The sequence below is a fragment of the Pseudomonas sp. A genome (assembly GCF_056270345.1).
Map to the genome: position 1 here is coordinate 4259779 of NZ_CM149873.1, position 20371 is coordinate 4280149.

Genomic DNA, 20371 nt, shown 5'->3' on the forward strand with positions numbered 1-20371 from the left:
ATCTGCGGGGTGGTCAGTGCCGCCGTCGGGTCACCAGGAAATTGCGCAGTGGCGGCTCGTCATCCAGCGCGATCTCCCGCACCGGACGCGGCAGGTCCGCCAGCACTGCCTGGCAGAACGCCAGGGCCGGGGCATCCTCGCGATAGCAGCGCACCAGCCAGTCGCTGTCGCCTTCGCACAGCGTCTGCCGCGCCACCGCCAGGCCCACGCCCTGGCGGCGGTACTTCTTGAGGATGAACAGGTCGGCCAACTCGCAGGCCTCGATGCCGGGCAGTTCGCTGCGCTCGATAAGCATGAAGCCGGCGATGAAGCCGTCCACCAGGATCAGGTTGGCGCTCCAGCCGGGGGTTTGCCAGTAGCGGGCGAAGTGCGGCTCGTGGATGTAGAAGCGCCCGTCCACCTCGACGTCCTCCTGCTCCCAGTCGGAGGACTCGTAGGCGTAGAACTGGTAGAGGTTGCGCATCAGTTCGACGTGCTCGGGGCCGGTCTGGTGCAGTTCGACAGGGGCGGTCATGGCGCAGGCTCGATCGATTGGCAAATCGCGAGTCTACCAGTCCATCGTGGGCAGGGCTTGCACGCCCCCCTGCAGGAGCGGCCTTGTGCCGCGAAGGGCCGCAAAGCGGCCCCGGCGATTTCTGCTTTAAATTGGAACCCTGGGGCCGCTACGCGCCCCTTCGCGGCACAAGGCCGCTCCTACAGGGATTGTGCAGGGCCGATCGCTCACGCCTCGGGCAGCGCCGCCACCGCATCCACTTCCACCAGCATCCCGTCCAGCGCCAGGCGCGGGACCGGAATCAGCGTGCAGGTCGGCGTCATCCTGCCACCCCAGGCGCGCTCGGCCTCGGCCACCCACTGGCTCAGGCGCGCCTCGGAATGATCGACCACCAGCAAGGTGAGCTTGAACACGTGCTCGAGAGTGGCCCCACGGGAGGCCAGGGCAATCTTCAGGTTCACCAGGGCCTGGCGCGCCTGCTCGTCGAATCGCGCCGAGAGATTGCCCTGCAGGTCCTCGCCGCCCTGCCCGGCGATGCACAGCAGGCGGCTGCCGGCACGCACTTCGGCGACATGGGAATAGGCATTGCCACTGGGGTCGTAGAGGCCTTCGGGGTTGCTCAGGGCGAAGGCGGCTGGCTGGGTCATGGTATCGCTCCGTCGATGGAATGAGCGGCCGAGTATCAGACCTCAGGTTAGGTCGAGGTCAAGCCCCCGACTCCCCGGTGCTTGTCGCCTTCCGGCCCCACTGGCACAGTGGCGCCCTCGCACCGTCGTCCTGGAGCCCCCATGCCGTTCGATCCAACCTTGCTCACCCAAGCCCGCCACGTGGTGGTGTTCACCGGTGCCGGGGTATCCGCCGAAAGCGGCATCGCCACCTTCCGCGACAAGCTGACCGGGTTGTGGGAGCGTTTCGACCCGGCGCAACTGGCCAGCGCCGAAGGCTTTCGCGCCGACCCGGCGCTGGTCTGGGGCTGGTACCAGATGCGCCGAGCGGGAATCGCCCAGGCCACGCCCAACCCCGCTCACCAGGCCATCGCGGCGCTGGCGGCGCGGGTACCGAAGCTGACCCTGGTGACGCAGAACGTTGACGACCTGCACGAGCGCGCCGGCAGCCAGGACGTGCTGCATTTGCATGGGCGGCTGGACGCGTTCCGCTGCCTGGACTGCGCACGGCCGGTGGACGCGCCTGTGGCCCTGCCCGAGGACGCCCTGCAAGGCCGGCGCATCGAGCCACCGCGCTGCAGTCGCTGCGCCGGGCCGCTGCGACCTGGTGTGGTGTGGTTCGGCGAGATGTTGCCGGAGCAAATACTGGAGCGGGCATTCGACGCCGCGCAGCAGTGCGACCTGCTGTTGTCGGTGGGAACGTCCGGCGTGGTGCAGCCGGCGGCCTCGATTCCACGGCTGGCGCTGGCGGCGGGGGCGACGGTGGTGCATGTCAATCCGCAGCCTGAGAGCGAGGGGCATCCGCGAGAGTTCGCGCTGGCCGGCAAGGCGGGCGAAGTGCTGCCTGAGTTGATGCGCCAGGCGTTTTCCTGAATCTGCCGCGCTGTCGCTGGTGGCCCTTTCGCGGGGCAAGCCCGCTCCCACGAGGCTCGCCTGCACAGGGCCATCGGTTCAGTGGCCGGCCTGCTCCAGCGCCGCTTTCAGGTCATCGGCAGCGGTATAGGTCTTCTGCCCGACCAGTACGCCCTTGTCCAGCGAGAGCCACAGCACCTTGCCCTCCTCCCCGGCATAACGACTGGCGACCTGGCCTTCCCGGTCCAGCAGCACCCGGTAGCTGTAGTCGCGCATGGCCGGGATGGCGAACAGCTTGCTGATCAGCGCCGGCATGCGCTGGATATCCGCGACGAACACCGCATTGCGCGCCTCCAGGTAGCCCTTGGGCTGCTCGGCCAGGGCCGCCTTCATCAGCTTGGCACCGTCCATGTCGCGGGCGACCAGCAGGATGCGGGTGTCGCTGCCCAGGCTGTAGGGCTGGTCGTACTGGTCAAGCAGGGTCCAGGGCGCGAGGGTTTCCCCGGTCTGCGCAGCGTGAGCCAGGAACGGAAGCAGGCTGAGCAGGAGTGCGGCGGCGTATTTCATGGTTGTCGGTCCGGTTCGTAAGGGCCGTCAGCATAGCCCAAGCCGCCGCCGTTGACAGGTTCAGCGCAATTGCCCGGCAATCAGCCCCACGGCGATCAGGATCATCACGCCGCCGGACAACCGCCCCACCACCCGCGCCGCCGCGGGCCGGGTGCGCAGTACGGCCTTGGCGCCGTAGCCGACCATCAGGTAGATCACCAGCGAGCTGCCCAGGTGCACCAGCCCCAGCAGCAGGATCTGCAACGGCAGCGGCCAGCTCGACTGCGGGTCGGTGAACTGTGGCAGCAACGCCAGGAACAGCAGGAAGACCTTGGGGTTGAGCCCGCTGACGCACAAGCCCTTGAACGCCCAGCGCGACCCCGAATCACGCTCGCCGCCCTCGCCCGCCTCGGGCACCGACGGGCTCAACAGCAGGTTGCCGCCCAGCCACAGCAGGTAGAGGCAGCCGGCCAGGGTGAGCAGGGTCAGCGCCAGCGGATGGCCGGCGAGCAGGCTGCCGACCCCGGCCGCCACCACCAGGGTGACGAGGAAATGCCCGGACAACATGCCCGCCACCGCCGGCACCACCCAGCGTCCGCGCATGCCGGCCGAGATGGCATAGGCCCAGTCGGCACCGGGGGTGATCACGAACAGCAGGGAAACGGCCCAGAACGCCGCCAATACACTCATGGTCATTTCGATCCTTCCTTTCACGCAGGTTTCGGTGAAAGAAAGACTACGGATATCGCCCGGGGATTTTCTTTCGTATATTCCCTCTACCAAGCCAATCGATGGAAGATTCTCCCCCATGGATCGAACTGATCGAAAGATCCTTGCCGAGCTGCAAAAAGACGGGCGCCTGTCGGTCACCGAGCTGGCCGAGCGCGTGGGCCTGAGCCTGTCGCCCTGCCACCGCCGCCTCAAGGCCTTGGAGGAATCCGGCGCCATCCTCGGCTACCACGCCCGCCTGGCCCCGGCGGCCCTGGGCCTGAACTTCGCCGCGCTGGTGTTCGTGACCTTGCGCGAAGTGACCCGCCAGCCAGTGGCGGATTTCGAGGCGGCGCTCGCGGACATTCCACAGATCGTCGAGGCCCAGCGCCTGTTCGGCGATCCGGACTACCTGCTGCACGTGGTGACCAGGGACCTGCCGGCGTTCCAGAAACTGTACGACGAACAGCTGACCAGCATTCCCAATGTCAAACGCCTGAGCTCGACGCTGGTGATGAAGGAGGTGATCCAGGATCGGTTGTTGCCGATGTAGGTAGCCTGATCGATAGGTATTGCCTGCACCGGCCCATTCGCGGGTAAACCCACAGGTTCCGCAGGCTATTGATGAACCTGTGGGAGCGGGTTTACCCGCGAATGGGCCGGTCTGGTCAACCTGTACCCGTGCACCAGCAATGCCCATTCTGCACCACCACCGCGCACCCGAAGCCACCCGCAGCCCCGGCAACCCACCTACCTCAGGCGCTCCCGCCACCTGGCACCTTCCTTGCTCCCGTCCCCCGCTTAACCTTTTGCCAGCCTTAGGTTTTTTAAGGTTCATGAGCACAAATTTACTAATTTCTCGATACCCGCCCGCCCCGCATCATCGCTCCAACAAGAACGCGTCGCCCCTTGCCGGCACGCACCCGGGCCTCCCCCGATGCCCCACCTTGCCTTGGAGTCAGTCATGACCAGTGCAGCCAATTCGGCACCCCTCATCGAGAAACACACGATCGGCTACGTGCCGCCGCAAGACCGCCATGGAAAGGTAAGGGATCTGTTCACACTGTGGTTCGGCGGCAACATCGCGCCGTTGCCCATCGTCACCGGCGCGCTGGGCGTGCAGCTGTTCCACCTCAACCTGGTCTGGGGCATCGTCGCGATCCTCGTCGGCCACCTGGTCGGCGGCGTGCTCATGGCGTTGCACTCGGCCCAGGGCCCGCAGATGGGCATCCCGCAGATGATCCAGAGCCGCGCCCAGTTCGGCTCGCTCGGCGCCCTGCTGGTGGTGGTGATCGCCGGGGTCATGTACATCGGCTTCTTCGCCTCCAACATCGTCCTGGCCGGCAAGTCGCTGCACGGCGTGGTCGACAGCGTGCCGGTGCCGGTAGGCATCGTCATCGGCGCCCTGGGCTCGGGCATCATCGGCATCATCGGCTACCGCTTCATCCACGTGCTCAACCGCATCGGCACTTGGGTGCTGGGCATCGGCATAGTGGTCGGCTTCGGCTACATCTTCAGCCATGTGCAGAGCGACGACTTCCTCACCCGCGGCGGCTTCAACCTGGCCGGCTGGCTGGCCACCGTGTCGCTGGCGGCGCTGTGGCAGATCGCCTTCGCCCCCTACGTATCGGACTATTCGCGCTACCTGCCGGCCGACGTCAAGGTGTCCTCGACCTTCTGGACCACCTACCTGGGCTCGGCCCTGGGCTCGAGCCTGTCGTTCATCTTCGGCGCGGTCGCGGTGCTGGCGATCCCGGCCGGGATGGACACCATGGACGCGGTCAAGCTCGCCACCGGCACCCTCGGCCCGCTGATGCTGGTGCTGTTCCTGCTCAGCGTGATCAGCCACAACGCCCTCAACCTGTACGGCGCGGTGCTGTCGATCATCACCCTGGTGCAGACCTTCGCCTACCGCTGGATCCCCACCGCCAAGAGCCGCGCCGTGCTGTCGCTGATCGTCCTGGCCGCCTGCTGCGTGGTGGCGGTGTTCGCCTCGGCGGACTTCATCGGCCACTTCGTCGACATGGTGCTGGTGCTGCTGGTGGTGCTGGTGCCGTGGACCGCGATCAACCTGATCGACTTCTATGTCATCCACAAGGGCGACTACGACATCGACTCGATCTTCAAGGTCGACGGCGGCATCTACGGCCGCTACAACCCCCAGGCGCTGATTGCCTACGCGGTGGGGATCGCGGTGCAGATCCCGTTCATGAACACACCGCTGTATGTCGGGCCGGTGTCCGTACACATCAATGGCGCCGACCTGTCGTGGCTGGTGGGGCTGGCGATCACCTCGCCGCTGTACTGGTGGCTGGCCAGCCGGGACAGTGAATATCGTCGTCGGCAAGTGAGTGCAAAGCTGGCGGCGGGGGTCTGAATCCGCCGGGCTGATGATCGGCAGGAAGACCCGCCGCGGCGGGTCTTCTGCCATTGCCTGGCATGCCCACCGCTCACCCAGAAACGTCCTACATAGCAAGCGGACCCAGCTGACTACTTCAGGCAAAACACCTTGGCGAGCATACGCACTTCCCGCACAAGGAGTGTCCCATGCAAAAATTGCCAGCCCCCGACTTCACGATCCTGCGCAAGAAGCGCAAGCTGATTGCCGCCATCACCCTGCCGGTGCTTGCCCTCGGCGCCATCGCCGCCGTGTTCAACCAAGTGTTCTTCTACAACGAAGCGGGCCAGATGACTCACGTGCGCACGATCTTCGGCGAAGAGAAAGTGGTCGAGGATGTCGGCTACGCGACCAAGTGGTTCGGTCGTAGCACGGTCTGGCGACGCACCATTGGCGTCCAGTCCGCCCTGCGGGTGGACAACCAGGAGGACAACCGCAGCGGACAACCGTCGGTGATCCTGGAAAACCTGCCGATCGTGTTCCTCGGCAACGTCGACGCCAAGGCCGAATTCAGCACCCAGTTCCGCCTGCCCTCGGGCGATGCCTTCCTGAAGATTGCCCAGGAGTACCGCACCCCCGACAACTTCCTGCAGCGCGCCCTGCTGCCCGCCGTCAAGGAAACCCTGCAGGCCACCGCCTCGCTGATGAGCGCCGATGACTATTACGCCGGCAACCGCAGCCACTTCGGCGCCGAGTTCGAGAACCAGTTGCGCAACGGCCTGTACCTGACCAGCCGCAAGGAGATTCGCGTGCAGCGCGACAACCTGCCGGCACAGACCGCGATACTCCAGTCGGGCACCGACCAGGGCAGCTTCGGCGATAACTCCGCGACCCGCTTCGTCATCGAGAAGAAGCTCGACAAGGACGGCCAGGAACTGCGCAAGCAACAACAGTTCCGCCTGTTCGGCGTCGAGGTCGTCGATGCCCGGGTGACGCACATCGACCCCAACCCCCAGTACCAGGAACGCATGGTGAGGGTGCAGCAGGCCCTGGCCGAGCTCGCCGTGGCCCGGCAAAACCGACTCAAGGAAGAAGAAGAGAAGGAGCTGGTCTCCGCCCGCGGCGCCAAGGACGTCGAGGCCAAGCGCCAGGAAAGCCTGCGCCAGCAGATCGAACGCACCACGGAAGCCGAGACCGAGAAACAGCTCACCCTGATCAACGCCGAACGGGAAAAACGCCGGGCCGAGATCGACAAGCAAACCGCCGAGCTGCTCCGAGACAAGGCCAAGGTCAACGCCGAGGCCACCAAGATCACGGCCGACGCGGAAGCCTATGCACGTGAAGCCTCGCTCAAGGCCGACGGCGCCCTGCAGACCAAGCTCGACGCCCTGGTACAGATCAACCGCGCCTGGGCCAACGCAGCAGCCCAGGCGCCGGTGCCCGGCGTGATGATGGGAGGCTCCGACGCGGGGCTTGGTCGTCAGGACGAGATGGGCAAACTGATGAGCGTGCTCGCGACCAAGGCGGCGAAGGATCTGGCGCTGGACCTCAAGACGCCTTGAGCAAACGCCTGGTCGCCGGGCCCCGCATTGGTAGCTGAAACTCTACCAATGCGGGGCGCGATTATCGGACCGACATGCTGTGCAAAGAGCAGGAAACTAGCGGCACTTCTCTCCTGTCGAGGGCAACAGGACCCAGCTTGGGAAACGCCCTACAGCAAAGCGGGAAACCTCCCCATAGAGAGGTCAGGGAAGGTTTCCTTTCGTTGCATCAATGCCCGCTGCGCAACATCTCCTTCGGCACATACTTGCCAATCTCATACTTGCCGATCGCCGCCCGGTGCACTTCATCCGGCCCGTCGGCCAGGCGCAGGGTGCGCTGCATCGCATACATGTACGCCAGCGGGAAATCACCGCTCACCCCCGCCCCGCCATGGATCTGGATGGCCCGGTCGATCACCTTCAGCGCAACGTTGGGCGCCACCACCTTGATCTGGGCGATCTCGCTGCGCGCCACCTTGTTGCCGACGGTGTCCATCATGTAGGCGGCCTTCAGGGTCAGCAGGCGGGCCATGTCGATCTCCATCCGCGAGTCGGCGATCTTGTCGACGTTGCCCCCCAACCGCGCCAAGGGCCGGCCGAAGGCGGTGCGCTCGACCGAGCGCTTGCACATCAGCTCCAGGGCGCGTTCGGCCATACCGATCGAGCGCATGCAGTGGTGAATTCGGCCCGGGCCAAGGCGGCCCTGGGCGATCTCGAAGCCGCGGCCCTCGCCCAAGAGCACGTTTTCATAAGGCACGCGGACGTTCTCGAACAGCACTTCGGCGTGGCCGTGGGGCGCGTCGTCGTAGCCGAACACCGGCAGCGGGCGGACGATCTTCACCCCGGGTGCGTCGGTGGGCACCAGGATCATCGAGTGCTGCTGGTGGCGCTGGCCGTCCGGATTGGACAGGCCCATGAAGATCATCACCTTGCAGCGCGGATCGCAGGCGCCGGAAGTCCACCACTTGCGGCCGTTGATCACCCACTCGTCACCGTCGCGCACGGCGGTGGCGGCCATGTTGGTGGCGTCCGAGGAGGCCACGTCCGGCTCGGTCATGGCGAACGCCGAGCGGATCTCGCCGCGCAGCAGCGGCTCGAGCCACTGGCGCTTCTGCGCCTCGCTGGCGTAGCGCACCAGCACTTCCATGTTGCCGGTGTCCGGCGCCGAGCAGTTGAACGGCTCGGGCCCCAACAGCGAACGACCCATGATCTCGGCCAGTGGCGCGTATTCGAGGTTGGTCAGCCCCGCGCCGTACTCCGACTCCGGCAGGAACAGGTTCCACAGCCCCTCGGCGCGGGCCTTGGCCTTGAGTTCCTCGACGATCGCGGTGGGCTGCCAGCGGTCGCCCTCGGCGACCTGGCGCTCGAACACCGGCTCGGCCGGGTAGACGTATGCATCCATGAATGCGCTGACGCGCTCGCGCAGTGCCTGGACCTTGGGCGAATAGGCGAAATCCATCGGGGCTACCTTCAGTCAATGAAGAACATGGACCTGAGCCTAGAACAGCCACCCTTCATCCACCTAGTCTATTTTCTACGTGTATAAACATTCATAACCAATATATGATCCCCCGATAACTCCAACAAAGAGCGGCGCCATGAACCTCAGCAAGGTCGACCTCAACCTGTTCATCGTCTTCGACGCCATCTACACCGAAGCCAACCTGACCCGCGCCGGGCAGATCGTCGGCATCACCCAGCCGGCGGTGTCCAACGCCCTGTCGCGCCTGCGCGAGACCTTCAATGACCCGCTGTTCGTGCGCACCGCCCAGGGCATGGTGCCCACGCCCATGGCGCAGAACATCATCGGCCCGGTGCGCAACGCACTGTCGCTGCTGCGCACCTCGGTGCAGGAAAGCCGCATCTTCACCCCGCTGCAGGCCAGCAAGACCTTCCGCATCAGCATGACCGACCTCACCGAGGCAGTGATATTGCCGCCGCTGTTCCAGCGCCTGCGTCGGCTGGCCCCGGCACTGGTGATCGAGAGCTTCCTGTGCAAGCGCCGCGAGACCACCAAGGAACTGGCTGCCGGGCGCCTGGACTTCGCCGTCGACGCGCCGCTGAACACCGACCCGCAGGTGCGCCACGTCAAGCTCATGCAGGACCGCTACGTCTGCGCCATGCGCCCCGGCCACCCGCAGGCCGACGGCAAGCTGACCCTGGACAGCTACCTGGCCATGACCCACATCCATATCTCCAGCCGCCGCAACGGCCTGGGCTATGTGGACCTGGCCCTGGGCAAGATGGGCGTGCAGCGGCGTGTCGCGCTGCGCTCGCAGCACTACCTGATGGCCTCGCAGGTGCTGCAGCAGACCGACATGGTCATGACCGTGCCCGAGCGTTTCGCCCGTCGCCACCAACTGCGCCACCAGCCGCTGCCGGTGGAGGTGCCGGCGCTGGAGACCCACCTGTACTGGCACGAAAGCACCGATCAGGACCCGGCCAACCGCTGGATGCGCGAGCAGATCATCGAGCTGTGCGAACGGGTGGTGGCCCAGGATGAGCAGGAACAGGCGGATCCGGCCATGGCATCGGCCTGAGTCGCCTACACTGTCGGTGATTGCCTCTGAATCAGGGAGCCACTCATGGACGATCACCAACACGGCAAGCCACCGACCTTCTGGCAGATGCTGCAGAGCATCCTCGCCGCCGCCTTCGGCGTGCAGAGCGGCAAGAACCGCGCCCGCGACTTCACCTACGGCAAGGCCAGCCATTTCATCGTGATGGGGACGCTGTTCACGCTGATCTTCATCTTCGTGCTCATCGGCCTGGTGCAGCTGGCGATGCACCTGACGGCGCGCTAAAGCCCCTGTAGGAGCGGCCTTGTGCCGCGAAAGGGCCGTGCAACGGCCCCAGGATGTCGGCGTTTTGGGCAAAGATCGCCGGGGCCGACCCAAACGCAACCCGCCCGCGGATTTCCCTTCCGCGGGCGGTTCAGGTGTTACTCACGGTCTTGAGCAGTTATCCGCTACTGATGGCTGACCCAGTACACCGCAGTGACCACCACCAGCACGATCAGACACAGGATCGCCCAGGCATCGACACTGCTGTCAGCTTTGCGGACCTTGGTAGAGTTTCCCATTGCATTGCCTCTTGTAGTGGTTATGGGAATGCACTTCACAAGCAGCAGTTAAGTCCAGCAATGCCCTTCCCTCAAGCAGGGTCTTTCAATAGTCGACGGGTGACGTGAGAAAGGGGTAACGAAAGTCCGTCGGCCTGCCCTCGGCACTGAAACGGTGGAAGTCGATGCCGTGGTTGTCCTGCTCCAGCAGCTTGAGCCAGCGTCGGGCCTTGTCCGGGTCGATCAGCTGCAAGGCCGGCACGCTATGTTCACGCTGGCCGTCGCGATCCACCGCCAGCCCCTGGGCGTCATCGTGCAGCATGACCATGGCCCAGCCGCCCAGGGTGAAATGCCCGCCCATCAGCACGCTCAGGCGTCCGTCGATCCGCGCACGCAGGGCCTCGGGCGAGCTGTTGACCGCACTGAACAGGGCATCGCGGCCGGGCAGCTTGCCCAGCGCCTCGAATGCCTGCATGGCACCGAACGCCATCTGGTCGTTGGCCGACCACACCAGGCGCGTGTCGGGATAGCGCTCCAGCAGCATCTGCGCCTGCTCGAAGGCGCGCTGGCGGCTCCAGCCGCCGTACACGACCTGGCGCAGGCGCACCTGGGGGAACTCCGCCAACGCCCGGCGCATGCCCTGCACGCGCAACTGCGAGGCCGGCGTGGTCTTGACCCCGGCGAAGGCCAGCAGCTCAACCGCCTGCGACTCGGCCGGCAGCTGCGCCGCCATCACCTTGAGCATCTGGTAGCCGGCCTCCTCGTCGTTGCTGACCAGGGTACCGAGCACTTCGGGGTATTTGTCCGGCTGCGCCTGGATGCTGTGCGCCTGGCTGTCGGTAAGGCCGTTGTTGACCAGGAACAGCTTGACCCCGGTACCCCGCGACAGGCGGATGATCTCCGGCGCGACATACTGCTCGTTGACCAGCACCAGGTAGTCCGGGCGCTGCGGTCCTTGCAGCACCTCGCGGGCCTGGGTCAGCGCGAGGTCGGCGCGGCGCTCGCTGTACTGCACGCGCAAGGCCATGCCCAGGTCGTTGGCGGCGGCCTGCATGAAGCGCGAGTAATCGACCCAGAACGTCTCGTTGGAATAGCCCGGGTTGAGGAACACCACGGACGCGGCCTGTGCGCTCGCTGCCAGCGGCAGGCTCAGGCACAGGCTCTGGCACAAGGCCTTGAGCATGCTGTTACTTCCCTGCGGAGCAAACCCCGGATTATAGCGCCGCGATGTACCGGCGCGGACAAATGCCAGTCAGTCTCACTTAGTCCAAATGGTTCTTTTCATATGCAAAAACATCACTTTAGCGCATAAACCCACTCTGCTATCGTGCCTCGGCTCCGACCCGGAGTGCGCGGCCGTGCGCGCGATTAGCTGCATGCTAGCCTGAGACAGGACTTATATGTACGTATACGACGAGTACGATCAGCGGATCATCGAGGACCGCGTCAAGCAGTTCCGTGATCAGACCCGCCGCTACCTGGCCGGTGAGCTGAGCGAAGAAGAATTCCGCCCTCTGCGCCTGCAGAACGGCCTGTATATCCAACGTTTCGCGCCGATGCTGCGTGTCGCCGTGCCCTATGGCCAGCTGAACGCCCGTCAGACCCGCATGCTGGCGAAGATCGCCCGCGACTACGACAAGGGCTACGCGCACATCAGCACCCGCCAGAACGTGCAGTACAACTGGCCGGCGCTGGAAGACATCCCGGAGATCCTCGCCGAGCTGGCCACCGTGCAGATGCACGCGATCCAGACCAGCGGCAACTGCCTGCGCAACGTCACCACCGACCAGTTCGCCGGTGTCGCCGCCGACGAGCTGGTGGACCCGCGCCCGTGGTGCGAGATCGTCCGCCAGTGGACCACCTTCCACCCGGAATTCGCCTACCTGCCGCGCAAGTTCAAGATCGCCGTCAACGGCTCCAGCGACGACCGCGCCGCCATCGAAGTGCACGACATCGGCCTGGAGCCGGTGCGCAACGCCGCCGGCGAGCTGGGCTTCCGCGTACTGGTCGGCGGCGGCCTGGGCCGTACTCCGGTGATCGGCTCGTTCATCAACGAGTTCCTGCCCTGGCAGGACCTGCTCAGCTACCTGGACGCCATCCTGCGCGTGTACAACCGTTACGGCCGCCGTGACAACAAGTACAAGGCGCGGATCAAGATCCTGGTCAAGGCCCTCACCCCGGAAGTGTTCGCCGAGAAGGTCGAGGCCGAGATGGCCCACCTGCGCGGCGGCAGCACCACCCTGACCGAGGACGAGGTGCAGCGCGTTGCCCGTCACTTCGTCGACCCCGAGTACCTGGCCCTCGACAATGTCGACTACGCCCCCCTGGACGCCGAGCACCCAGGCTTCGCCCGCTGGCGTTCGCGCAACACCCGCGCGCACAAGAAGCCGGGCTATGTTGCCGTGACCCTGTCGCTCAAGCCCACCGGCGTCGCCCCGGGCGACCTGACCGACAAGCAGCTCGACGCCGTCGCGGACTTCGCCGAACGCTACAGCTTCGGTTACCTGCGTACCTCCCACGAGCAGAACATCATCCTCGCCGACGTCGAGCAGCGCCAGCTGCACGCCCTCTGGCTGGAACTGCGCGAGCAAGGCTTCGCCACCCCGAACATCGGCCTGCTGACCGACATCATCTGCTGCCCGGGCGGTGACTTCTGCTCGCTGGCCAACGCCAAGTCGATCCCGATCGCCGAATCCATCCAGCGCCGCTTCGACGACCTGGACTACCTGTTCGACATCGGCGAGCTCGACCTGAACATCTCCGGCTGCATGAACGCCTGCGGCCACCACCACGTCGGCCACATCGGCATCCTTGGCGTGGACAAGAAGGGCGAAGAGTTCTACCAGGTCTCGCTGGGCGGCAACGCTGCCCGCGACGCCAGCCTGGGCAAGATCCTCGGGCCCTCCTTCGCCCAGGACGACATGGCCGACGTGATCGAGAAGCTGATCAATGTATACGTCGAGCAGCGCACCGAAGACGAGCGCTTCATCGACACCTACCAGCGGATCGGCATCGACCCCTTCAAGGAACGCGTCTATGCAGCGAATCATTAAGAACAACCAGATCGTCGACGAAACCTGGCACCTGCTGCCCAAGGACGTCTCGATCGACGAGCTGACCAACTGCGACGACTACATCGTGCCGCTGCAGCTGTGGCGCGATCATCCGAGCCTGCTCAAGGCCCGCGATGGCGGCCTGGGCATCTGGCTGGACAGCGACGAGGAAGCCGAGGAAATCGGCGAAGACGTCGAGCACTTCCAGGTCATCGCCCTGAACTTCCCGGCCTTTACCGACGGGCGCAACTACTCCAACGCGCGCCTGCTGCGTGACCGCTACAAGTTCAAGGGCGAGCTGCGCGCCATCGGCGACGTGCTGCGCGACCAGCTGTTCTACATGGCCCGCTGCGGCTTCGACGCGTTCGCCATCCGTGCCGACAAGGACCCGGAAGACGCGCTGCAGAGCCTGAAGGACTTTTCGGTGACCTACCAGGGCGCCGCCGACGAACCGCTGCCGCTGTTCCGCCGCCGCTGATCGTCGCTTGCCGTACGCTCGGCCCGCCTTCTGGCGGGCCGATTCATTTCTGCGCCTGCAAGACGACCCGTCCGGATAGGCCGGGGAAAAATCCGAACGCTCGCTCAGGTTTTCTGATGGCATGCCGATATCAGGGCATATCCTTTTCACACCGCAAGGACAGCGACGATGAGCCCGATCACTTCGGCACTGCGACTGACGCCGATCCAACCCCCTCCTGCTCCCGCGCAGAACCTGATCGTTCGCCAGCCCGCGAGCGTCACCAGCGCCCCTGGCACCCAGGTCAGCCTGGGGCAGGACACCCGCATTCCCGACAGCGAGACCTACACCTCGCGAGGCACGCTGGACAGCGCGCAGCCCAGCTACACCTGGGAACAGGACGGACTGGACAAGCTGAGCATGTACATGTTCAGCGCGGTCAAGTCGTCCACCACCGCCGCCCGCTTCCAGGGCCTGGGCAGCGCCCTGGTGGAACAACTGGCGGCCAACGGCGGCCAGCGCGTCTCCCAATCAGCCTTGCAGCTCAACGAGACCGACACCACCGCGCTGAGCCTGCAGCAGGCACGCCTGCGCGAGTTCGCCAGCAATACCGTCACCCTCAGCCTCACCACTGCCTCCGGCGCCACGGTAAAACTGGGCTTGTACAACGGTGAACGGGGCCTGGCGGTCGACGCCGAAGTCCAGGGCGGCGAGCTGAACGCCAACGAGCTCAAGGGCCTGGCCGCCCTGGCCGACGGTTTCCAGTCGGCGATCAATGGCCTGACCCGGCAACCGCCGAGCCTGCAGCTCGGCGCGCTGGTCAAGCTCGACCCGAGCCTGTTCAGCGGCCTGCAGATGAACGCCAAGCTGGATTTGCCCAGCGGTGGGCAACAGACCTTCGACCTGCGCCTGGACGGCTCCACCCGCAGCCTGAAACTCGATGGCCCGAGCGGCCAGGTGCAGCTGGACCTCGATAGCCAGGGTGGTGCGCTGCTGGGCGGCAAGGCCCAGCGCCAGGCCGCCCTGGACAACTACCTGACCCAGTTCGACGATGCGCAGAAACGCGGCAAGGGCGATGCACAACTGACCTCGCTGCTCAAGGATGCCTTCAGCCAACTGAACAGCATCGACGACAACAGCCCGCGCCCGGCGGGCCACAACGACGCGGTGAACACCTACAGCCGCGCGCTGCTCAGCGGCCTGGCCGACTTCAAGGCCTCGATCGTGCAACCGTCCAGCCGCCTGAATGCGCGGCGCCTGGACGAGGAAGACCGCTTCGCCTACCAGGTGTCGCAATCGACCTCGACCAGTGGCCAGGGCACCACCATCGCCCGTCAGCAACGCCAGGAGGCCAAGCTGGACGCCGCCTGGCATTCGAGCCTGTCGTCCGCGGCCAAGCTGACCGAAGCGGATCCGTTCGACGAGAAGAACTATCGCTACCACACGCTCAGCGAAACGGCGAGCAGCACCACCGAACTGGCGTTCGTCGACAACGTGCTCAAGGAAGCCAAGGCCACCCAGGAGGCCACCAGCACCAAGCGCGTGCTCACCTACGAGGGTGGCAAGCTCGAGTCGGATGTCAGCACGCCCGAATCGGTGAGCCGCTCGCGCAACCTGCTGAACCTGCTCGACGATCTGTTCAAGACCGATGAGAAGGCCCGGCGCAACGGCAGCCCGTACGACCTCGACGCACAGCTGGCGGCCCATGCCGGGCTGTGGCAGTTGCAAACCGACCCGGCGAAGATCCACGACTGACCGAGACGCCGCCGCACAGACAAGCCCGCCCCCGCAAGGACTGCAGGGGCGGGCTTGTCTGCGCTCAGCGCAACGGCACGTAGATATCCGTCTGCCACTGCTCGAGCGGCGTCTGCGGGTAGATGCTCAGATAATGGAAAAACAGCGGATGATCGCGCAGCTCTTCGCCACTGGCCGGTAGCCAATCGCGGTAGATCGGGTAGATCGTCTCGCCGATATGATCTGGCGAGCCGACATGCCGCACCACGGCGCAACGCCCACCGGGCAGGCCCGACTCCAGCACGCCCTGGGCGTTGGGCGCCACCGCCTCGTGGATTTCCCCACAGATGGCGAAGCGGAAGTCCTCCGGTGCCGTGGTATCCGGGTTGTTGAACGGGATGCCGAAACTGCGGCTGCTGGCCACAGGCGATTGCCCGCTGCTCATGCGCCAGTCGATGAAGCGGCGCACGGTCTCGCTGACCTGGCTGGCCGGCCCGCGATGCTCCAGCGCCGCAAGGCGCACGGCGGCGAAATCGACGATTCGTACCTGCATGGTGATGCTCCTGGAAAAATGAGGGATGGCAAACACCGTGTTCCATACCTGCCAGTCGGGCCGGCGGCGGAACGCGCTGGGCGCGTGCCCGAATGCCCGCCGGAACGCCCGGCTGAAGGCTTCCGGGCTTTCAAAGCCCGCCTCCAGCGCGGCCTCCAGCACCGAGTGCCCGGGCTGGCCGACCAGCCGATGCGCCGCACGACGCAAACGCATCAGCTGCACATAGCGGGCCACCGGCACGCCCACGTAAGCGCTGAACTGACGATGGAAATGGAACACCGAAAAGTGCGCCACCACACTCAGGGCCTCCACCGACAGATCGCCTTCCAGGTTGTCCTGGATGTAGGCGAGCACAGTGTCGAAGCGGGTCTTGTAATGGGCATTGACGGACAAGCTCGGTTGCTCCTGGAATCACGGCAGGCCACAGGTTCGCCGATCCGCCCCTGGGCCCGCCTAGCCGTATTTGCTCAAACATCCCTTGGTAGTCGGGCTTGCCCCGCACCGAGAACAGTACCGACGAATCTCTACTTCCTGGCCTCCAGAATCAAGTTGAACGGTGTCTGCGTCGCCCTGCGGAACTGGCGGAACCCAGCCTCTTCGAACACCGCCCGCAGGCGCGCCTCGCCCGCCTGGGCCCCCAGCCCCAGTCCCACTTCCTGGGACAGCGAGTTGGGCGTGCAGATGAAGGTGGACGCCGCATAGAACAGCCTGCCGACCGGGTTGATGTTGGCATCCAGCGTATCCTCGGCGAACGGCTCGACCAGCATCACCGTGCCGTCGTCCTTGAGCGCCCGATAGGCATGCCGCGCCGCCCCCACCGGATCGCCCATGTCATGCAGGCAATCGAAGAAGCACACCAGGTCCAGGTCGCGGCCGGGGTAGTCCTTGGCCGAGGCCTGCTGGAAGCTGACCCGGTCACCCACTCCCGCATCGCGGGCCCGCTCGCTGGCAGTTTGCACCGACGGTGCATGGTAGTCGTAGCCGATAAAGCGCGAGGCCGGGAATGCCTCGGCCATGACGATGGTCGAGGCACCGTGGCCACAACCGACATCGGCCACCTGGGCGCCAGCCTGCAGCTTGGCCACCACGCCTTCCAGTGCCGGTAGCCAGTCGGCCACCAGGAAGGTCCGATAGCCCGGCCTGAAGAAGCGCTCGGTACCGCTGAACATGCATGGATGATGATCGCCCCAGGCGAGCGCGCCGTCGCCGCGCATGGCCGCGACCAGCTTGTCCTTGTCATGGAACAGCGCCGCCAGCACCGAGGCACCACCGGCCATGTAGACCGGGGAGTCCTCCAGGGCCAGTGTCATGGCCTGCTCCTGCGGCAGGGTGAACTGCCCGTCGTGATGCACCAGGTAACCCGCCGCGGCCTGGCCATTTAGCCACTCGCGCACCAGCCTTGGCTGGCAGCCGGTGCGTTCGGCCAGCGCCTCGGGGGTGACCGGCAGGCTGTCGGCCATGGCCCGGTACAGCCCGAGTTCATCCCCTAGAATGACATTGGCCAGCGTCGCCGCCGCGCCCATGTCGCCCACCAGCTTGCCCATGAATTCCTGAAGCCGTGCCTCGTCCATGACCTGCCCTCCTCTTGCCAGAAGGCCACCGTCGGCGACGTCCGGTCCGGGAGGCGGTGGTCGGATGGATGATCGGGCCGCGTCTGCAACCGACCCGGACTTTAAGTCTAGACCCGCCTGCGCTATCTTCGCCGCGCTGCCGGCAGCCCCGCCAATACCGGACGGCCGCGCCCGCGCAGCGAAGGAATTGCCTGCATGCTCTCCAGCCGTACCCTCGTCCTGATCCTCGGCGTCGCCTTCATCATGCTCGACCAGTGGGTGAAACTGATCGCCCTGGTCGCCCTGAACAACCACAGCTATGTGGTCGGCAACCAGTTCGTCTGGCTCGACCTGGTCCTGAGCCTGAACCCGGGCGCGTTCCTCAGCCTCGGCGCCAGTCTGTCGCCGGGCCTCAAGCAACTGATCTTCGTCGCCGCGGTAGGCGTGGCCTGCTGCTGGGCCGTGACCTGGGCGCTCAGGCACTGGCAGGCAACCCCGGTGAAGGCCGGCGCGGCCTACTTCATCGCCATGGGCGGACTGGCCAACCTGATCGACCGGGTGCTGCGCGACGGGCATGTGGTCGACTACCTCGTGCTCAACCTTGGGCCGCTGCATACCGGCGTGTTCAACCTTGCCGACATCGGCATCATGGCGGGTGCGCTGGTGCTGGCGTTGGGTGCCTGGAAGAAACCGGCCAGGGTCTGATCCCTCTTGCCAGGAGGTCGCGCACCCAGGGGCGTCCGACCTCCAAAATCGCTTGGCCAGATACTGGCCACACAAGCCCAGGAAACTTCCTTCAACTCTCAAGGCCCAGTCCGAGAGCAACTCGAGTTAATTTCACGCTACCTCAGTTTTCCTGCATTCGAGGGCAGCGCATGGACGAAGAGATAAAAGATCAGCATGAGGTCAATTCAGACGTCGCCTACTTCGAGGCTATTGCCGTCGAGAAGTTGTCCCGACTTCTAGCATCGAAGCAGTACGGCAGTTTCCTTACAGATGAAGTCATTGATGCCTTCAAAAATGTCGAAAGCTCAGCCTATGCTGGCAGGCCGCGCAAGCCACGCAGGCTCTCAAACACCTGAGAAATGTGAGCCCTGGTGTCGCGAAGCTATTGATCGCGTTTGGGCCGCCAGGTGCCTGCCGTAACCCTTGCAGCGCCTATGAGATCGAGCGCCGCCCGCGCGGCGCATCGCGACGCAAGGCCGCTCCCACATCTGTTTCGGGCCAGTCAATCCTGTGCCATTACCTTGTCCGCCTTGTTGGTCCAGCACGGTTTCAGCGTGGGCACTACTGCCGCCTCGCCTGTCTCAAGACATGCACCAAGGCGGGCAACCATGGCCTGACAGGCTCGGCACGTTGCAACAAATGTGGGAGCAACTGTCTTGCTCAATTTTTAGAATCTGGCGCGATCCCTGTGGGAGCGGGTTTACCCGCGAAGCAGGCGACGCGGTACCTGGCACCGGCTATGCCGGTGTTCGCGGGCAAGCCCGCTCCCACAGCGACCGTGCAGCCCTCAAGCCACGCGCCACGCCTGTGGGCGGCCTTGCGTCGCGATGCGCCGCGCGGGCGGCGCTCGATCTCATAGGCGCTATACCTGTTTCGCCAAGCACCTGAATCGCTATTGCCCTGCAGCCTCCAACCGCTCCAGCAGCGCATCGGCCAACGCCTTGTCGGAGAACGGGTTCTGCCCGGTGATCAACTCACGATCAACCACCACATGGGGCTGCCAGGCCTCGGCATAACTCATGTCACCTCCCGCGCCGGCCATGGCCTTGGCCGGATAGAACTGCAGGCGCTGGTCCTTGAGCGAACCTTCGAACACCTGCTCCTCCGGGTCGGAAAAGATGGTCATGCGATAACCCTGGTAGCTCCAATCTCCGGCTGCCGGGGTTTCGCCACGGGCCAATGCGGCGCGATAGGCGACCGGATCCTGCTGCGCCGACAGCAGCGTGATCGGGCCGTGGCAGATGGCGGCCGTGGGCTTGCCGGCCTGGTGGAAATGACGCAGCAAGGTGCCGACGTCCGGGTTGTTGGCCAGGTCGATCAGCGGCGCATGGCCACCTGGGATGAAGATCCCGGCGTAACGATCCAGATCGCCCGCCAGCACCTCCTTCAACGACAGCGTGTCGCGAATGTCCGGCAGGCTTTCGACCACCTGGCGGATTCGCTGCATCTCGCCGGCATCGCCGCCGAAGTACATCGGGTCGATCGAGCGTTCGTCGACACTCGGCGCATTGCCCCTGGGCGTCACCAGCACCACCTTGTAGCCGGCCTTGAGCAAGCGGTCGGCGGGCACGCCGAACTCGTTGAGATAATAACCGGTGGGATACTGTTTGCCGTCCTTGAGCGGCAACTGGTTCTCGCTGGACAGCAGCACCAGCACTTCGCCCTTCGCGGCAGCGGCGGCGTGGCCACCCAGCAAGGCGCCGGCCAGCGCCAGCGCAACGGGAGCAATCTTGTTCATGGTCGATTCCTGATTCAGTTGAATGGCGCGATGTCCAACGGACGGGCAAGCTGCACCTGGGTCGGTGCGGCCAGCCAATCGGCGGTGGCGGCGCGGTAGGCCTGGTAATGGGTGCTTTGGCGATGGGCCTCGACGGCGGCCTCGTCGACGTACAGCTCGAACAGATCGAACGCCAGCGTCCCGCCCTCGCGCACGAACAAGTCGTAGCGCAGGTTGCCTGGCTCGGCACGGGAATGCTCGACCATCCGGCGCAGGGCCTGCTCGGTAGCGTCACGGTATTCGGGAAGGGGCTGGATGATGGCGAAAATGGCGATGGTCATGGGCGACTCCCTCAACAGGTTGGGCCCATCCTAACC

At 65.3% G+C, this 20371-nt stretch carries 21 protein-coding genes; 11 read left to right on the top strand and 10 right to left on the bottom strand.

The features are described from left to right. Positions 1-13: 13 nt before the first annotated feature. Together AC0MAZ_RS18860 and AC0MAZ_RS18865 are read right to left on the bottom strand one after the other, a co-directional pair. Positions 14-514 (bottom strand): GNAT family N-acetyltransferase, encoded by a 501-nt coding sequence (locus tag AC0MAZ_RS18860; protein WP_475858833.1) that lies wholly within the window; start codon positions 512-514, stop codon positions 14-16. 206 nt (positions 515-720) lie between these two features. Beyond that, positions 721-1140 carry a RidA family protein gene (locus tag AC0MAZ_RS18865; RefSeq protein WP_203652356.1) on the bottom strand — a complete coding sequence of 140 codons (420 nt, stop codon included), beginning with the start codon at positions 1138-1140 and terminating at the stop codon, positions 721-723. A 141-nt stretch (positions 1141-1281) separates the two neighbouring features. Between AC0MAZ_RS18865 and AC0MAZ_RS18870 the strand changes: the two genes are divergently transcribed. Beyond that, on the top strand, positions 1282-2031 hold the full coding sequence (locus AC0MAZ_RS18870) for an SIR2 family NAD-dependent protein deacylase (protein WP_475858834.1): 750 nt from the start codon (positions 1282-1284) through the stop codon (positions 2029-2031). A 78-nt stretch (positions 2032-2109) separates the two neighbouring features. Here the strand turns inward: AC0MAZ_RS18870 and AC0MAZ_RS18875 are convergent, their stop codons facing one another. Further along, the gene (locus AC0MAZ_RS18875; RefSeq protein WP_203652354.1) at positions 2110-2577 is read right to left on the bottom strand and encodes an FAD/FMN-containing dehydrogenase; all 468 of its coding nucleotides are present in this window, start codon (positions 2575-2577) and stop codon (positions 2110-2112) included. A gap of 60 nt (positions 2578-2637) precedes the next feature. Next, on the bottom strand, positions 2638-3252 hold the full coding sequence (locus AC0MAZ_RS18880) for a LysE family translocator (protein WP_186733125.1): 615 nt from the start codon (positions 3250-3252) through the stop codon (positions 2638-2640). Between the two features lie 112 nt (positions 3253-3364). Here AC0MAZ_RS18880 and AC0MAZ_RS18885 point away from each other — a divergent pair, with 112 nt between their 5' ends. The 3 genes from AC0MAZ_RS18885 (at position 3365) to AC0MAZ_RS18895 (ending at position 7164) form a co-directional block, all read left to right on the top strand. Then, positions 3365-3817: an Lrp/AsnC family transcriptional regulator gene (locus AC0MAZ_RS18885; protein WP_203652353.1), complete on the top strand. Its 453-nt coding sequence runs from the start codon at positions 3365-3367 to the stop codon at positions 3815-3817. Positions 3818-4228: 411 nt separating this feature from the next. Beyond that, positions 4229-5641, top strand: coding sequence for a purine-cytosine permease family protein (locus tag AC0MAZ_RS18890; protein WP_203652352.1), 1413 nt, complete (start codon positions 4229-4231; stop codon positions 5639-5641). A 170-nt stretch (positions 5642-5811) separates the two neighbouring features. Beyond that, positions 5812-7164 carry an SPFH domain-containing protein gene (locus AC0MAZ_RS18895; RefSeq protein ID WP_254464140.1) on the top strand — a complete coding sequence of 451 codons (1353 nt, stop codon included), beginning with the start codon at positions 5812-5814 and terminating at the stop codon, positions 7162-7164. Positions 7165-7372: 208 nt separating this feature from the next. Here the strand turns inward: AC0MAZ_RS18895 and AC0MAZ_RS18900 are convergent, their stop codons facing one another. Next, entirely contained in the window at positions 7373-8602 is a 1230-nt protein-coding gene (locus tag AC0MAZ_RS18900; protein ID WP_110738959.1) for an acyl-CoA dehydrogenase, read from the bottom strand. A 139-nt stretch (positions 8603-8741) separates the two neighbouring features. On the opposite strand from AC0MAZ_RS18900, the gene AC0MAZ_RS18905 reads away from it, so the two are divergent. Next, entirely contained in the window at positions 8742-9683 is a 942-nt protein-coding gene (locus tag AC0MAZ_RS18905; RefSeq protein ID WP_050706105.1) for a LysR family transcriptional regulator, read from the top strand. A gap of 45 nt (positions 9684-9728) precedes the next feature. Then, positions 9729-9947: a DUF2970 domain-containing protein gene (locus AC0MAZ_RS18910; RefSeq protein WP_050706106.1), complete on the top strand. Its 219-nt coding sequence runs from the start codon at positions 9729-9731 to the stop codon at positions 9945-9947. A 363-nt stretch (positions 9948-10310) separates the two neighbouring features. On the opposite strand, the gene AC0MAZ_RS18915 is transcribed toward AC0MAZ_RS18910, so the two are convergent. Next, a complete protein-coding gene (locus AC0MAZ_RS18915; protein WP_254464141.1) occupies positions 10311-11387 on the bottom strand; it encodes an ABC transporter substrate-binding protein in 1077 nt (358 codons plus the stop codon). Positions 11388-11604: 217 nt separating this feature from the next. Between AC0MAZ_RS18915 and AC0MAZ_RS18920 the strand changes: the two genes are divergently transcribed. The 3 genes from AC0MAZ_RS18920 to AC0MAZ_RS18930 all read left to right on the top strand — a co-directional run bounded on the left by AC0MAZ_RS18920 (position 11605) and on the right by AC0MAZ_RS18930 (position 15469). After that, positions 11605-13257 carry a nitrite/sulfite reductase gene (locus AC0MAZ_RS18920; RefSeq protein WP_186733115.1) on the top strand — a complete coding sequence of 551 codons (1653 nt, stop codon included), beginning with the start codon at positions 11605-11607 and terminating at the stop codon, positions 13255-13257. After that, positions 13241-13735: a DUF934 domain-containing protein gene (locus AC0MAZ_RS18925; protein ID WP_475858835.1), complete on the top strand. Its 495-nt coding sequence runs from the start codon at positions 13241-13243 to the stop codon at positions 13733-13735. Before AC0MAZ_RS18920 ends, AC0MAZ_RS18925 begins: the two co-directional genes overlap by 17 nt. A 168-nt stretch (positions 13736-13903) precedes the next feature. Beyond that, on the top strand, positions 13904-15469 hold the full coding sequence (locus AC0MAZ_RS18930) for a hypothetical protein (protein WP_475858836.1): 1566 nt from the start codon (positions 13904-13906) through the stop codon (positions 15467-15469). Positions 15470-15533: 64 nt separating this feature from the next. Here AC0MAZ_RS18930 and AC0MAZ_RS18935 read toward each other — a convergent pair whose 3' ends face one another. After that, complete coding sequence (locus AC0MAZ_RS18935) at positions 15534-16394, bottom strand: AraC family transcriptional regulator (protein WP_203652345.1); 861 nt, start codon at positions 16392-16394, stop codon at positions 15534-15536. Positions 16395-16525: 131 nt separating this feature from the next. After that, a complete protein-coding gene (locus tag AC0MAZ_RS18940; RefSeq protein WP_203652344.1) occupies positions 16526-17572 on the bottom strand; it encodes a class I SAM-dependent methyltransferase in 1047 nt (348 codons plus the stop codon). 195 nt (positions 17573-17767) lie between these two features. On the opposite strand from AC0MAZ_RS18940, the gene AC0MAZ_RS18945 reads away from it, so the two are divergent. Both AC0MAZ_RS18945 and AC0MAZ_RS18950 read left to right on the top strand, forming a co-directional pair. Further along, a complete protein-coding gene (locus tag AC0MAZ_RS18945) occupies positions 17768-18256 on the top strand; it encodes a signal peptidase II (protein WP_475858837.1) in 489 nt (162 codons plus the stop codon). Positions 18257-18426: 170 nt separating this feature from the next. Continuing rightward, entirely contained in the window at positions 18427-18633 is a 207-nt protein-coding gene (locus AC0MAZ_RS18950) for a hypothetical protein (RefSeq protein ID WP_203652342.1), read from the top strand. A 536-nt stretch (positions 18634-19169) separates the two neighbouring features. Here the strand turns inward: AC0MAZ_RS18950 and AC0MAZ_RS18955 are convergent. Both AC0MAZ_RS18955 and AC0MAZ_RS18960 read right to left on the bottom strand, forming a co-directional pair. Then, positions 19170-20015, bottom strand: coding sequence for a type 1 glutamine amidotransferase domain-containing protein (locus AC0MAZ_RS18955; protein WP_475858838.1), 846 nt, complete (start codon positions 20013-20015; stop codon positions 19170-19172). 14 nt (positions 20016-20029) lie between these two features. Further along, complete coding sequence (locus AC0MAZ_RS18960) at positions 20030-20335, bottom strand: putative quinol monooxygenase (protein WP_203652340.1); 306 nt, start codon at positions 20333-20335, stop codon at positions 20030-20032. Positions 20336-20371: the final 36 nt, after the last annotated feature.

What these genes read in the sequence shown, in the direction of transcription:
- AC0MAZ_RS18955 (WP_475858838.1), bottom strand. Translation starts at nt 20,015, where the DNA reads ATGAACAAGATTGCTCCCGTTGCGCTGGCGCTGGCCGGCGCCTTGCTG.
- AC0MAZ_RS18940 (WP_203652344.1), bottom strand. Translation starts at nt 17,572, where the DNA reads ATGGACGAGGCACGGCTTCAGGAATTCATGGGCAAGCTGGTGGGCGAC.
- AC0MAZ_RS18875 (WP_203652354.1), bottom strand. Translation starts at nt 2,577, where the DNA reads ATGAAATACGCCGCCGCACTCCTGCTCAGCCTGCTTCCGTTCCTGGCT.
- AC0MAZ_RS18960 (WP_203652340.1), bottom strand. Translation starts at nt 20,335, where the DNA reads ATGACCATCGCCATTTTCGCCATCATCCAGCCCCTTCCCGAATACCGT.
- AC0MAZ_RS18905 (WP_050706105.1), top strand. Translation starts at nt 8,742, where the DNA reads ATGAACCTCAGCAAGGTCGACCTCAACCTGTTCATCGTCTTCGACGCC.
- AC0MAZ_RS18920 (WP_186733115.1), top strand. Translation starts at nt 11,605, where the DNA reads ATGTACGTATACGACGAGTACGATCAGCGGATCATCGAGGACCGCGTC.
- AC0MAZ_RS18880 (WP_186733125.1), bottom strand. Translation starts at nt 3,252, where the DNA reads ATGACCATGAGTGTATTGGCGGCGTTCTGGGCCGTTTCCCTGCTGTTC.
- AC0MAZ_RS18925 (WP_475858835.1), top strand. Translation starts at nt 13,241, where the DNA reads ATGCAGCGAATCATTAAGAACAACCAGATCGTCGACGAAACCTGGCAC.
- AC0MAZ_RS18865 (WP_203652356.1), bottom strand. Translation starts at nt 1,140, where the DNA reads ATGACCCAGCCAGCCGCCTTCGCCCTGAGCAACCCCGAAGGCCTCTAC.
- AC0MAZ_RS18895 (WP_254464140.1), top strand. Translation starts at nt 5,812, where the DNA reads ATGCAAAAATTGCCAGCCCCCGACTTCACGATCCTGCGCAAGAAGCGC.
- AC0MAZ_RS18890 (WP_203652352.1), top strand. Translation starts at nt 4,229, where the DNA reads ATGACCAGTGCAGCCAATTCGGCACCCCTCATCGAGAAACACACGATC.
- AC0MAZ_RS18915 (WP_254464141.1), bottom strand. Translation starts at nt 11,387, where the DNA reads ATGCTCAAGGCCTTGTGCCAGAGCCTGTGCCTGAGCCTGCCGCTGGCA.
- AC0MAZ_RS18910 (WP_050706106.1), top strand. Translation starts at nt 9,729, where the DNA reads ATGGACGATCACCAACACGGCAAGCCACCGACCTTCTGGCAGATGCTG.
- AC0MAZ_RS18930 (WP_475858836.1), top strand. Translation starts at nt 13,904, where the DNA reads ATGAGCCCGATCACTTCGGCACTGCGACTGACGCCGATCCAACCCCCT.
- AC0MAZ_RS18945 (WP_475858837.1), top strand. Translation starts at nt 17,768, where the DNA reads ATGCTCTCCAGCCGTACCCTCGTCCTGATCCTCGGCGTCGCCTTCATC.
- AC0MAZ_RS18870 (WP_475858834.1), top strand. Translation starts at nt 1,282, where the DNA reads ATGCCGTTCGATCCAACCTTGCTCACCCAAGCCCGCCACGTGGTGGTG.
- AC0MAZ_RS18900 (WP_110738959.1), bottom strand. Translation starts at nt 8,602, where the DNA reads ATGGATTTCGCCTATTCGCCCAAGGTCCAGGCACTGCGCGAGCGCGTC.
- AC0MAZ_RS18950 (WP_203652342.1), top strand. Translation starts at nt 18,427, where the DNA reads ATGGACGAAGAGATAAAAGATCAGCATGAGGTCAATTCAGACGTCGCC.
- AC0MAZ_RS18860 (WP_475858833.1), bottom strand. Translation starts at nt 514, where the DNA reads ATGACCGCCCCTGTCGAACTGCACCAGACCGGCCCCGAGCACGTCGAA.
- AC0MAZ_RS18885 (WP_203652353.1), top strand. Translation starts at nt 3,365, where the DNA reads ATGGATCGAACTGATCGAAAGATCCTTGCCGAGCTGCAAAAAGACGGG.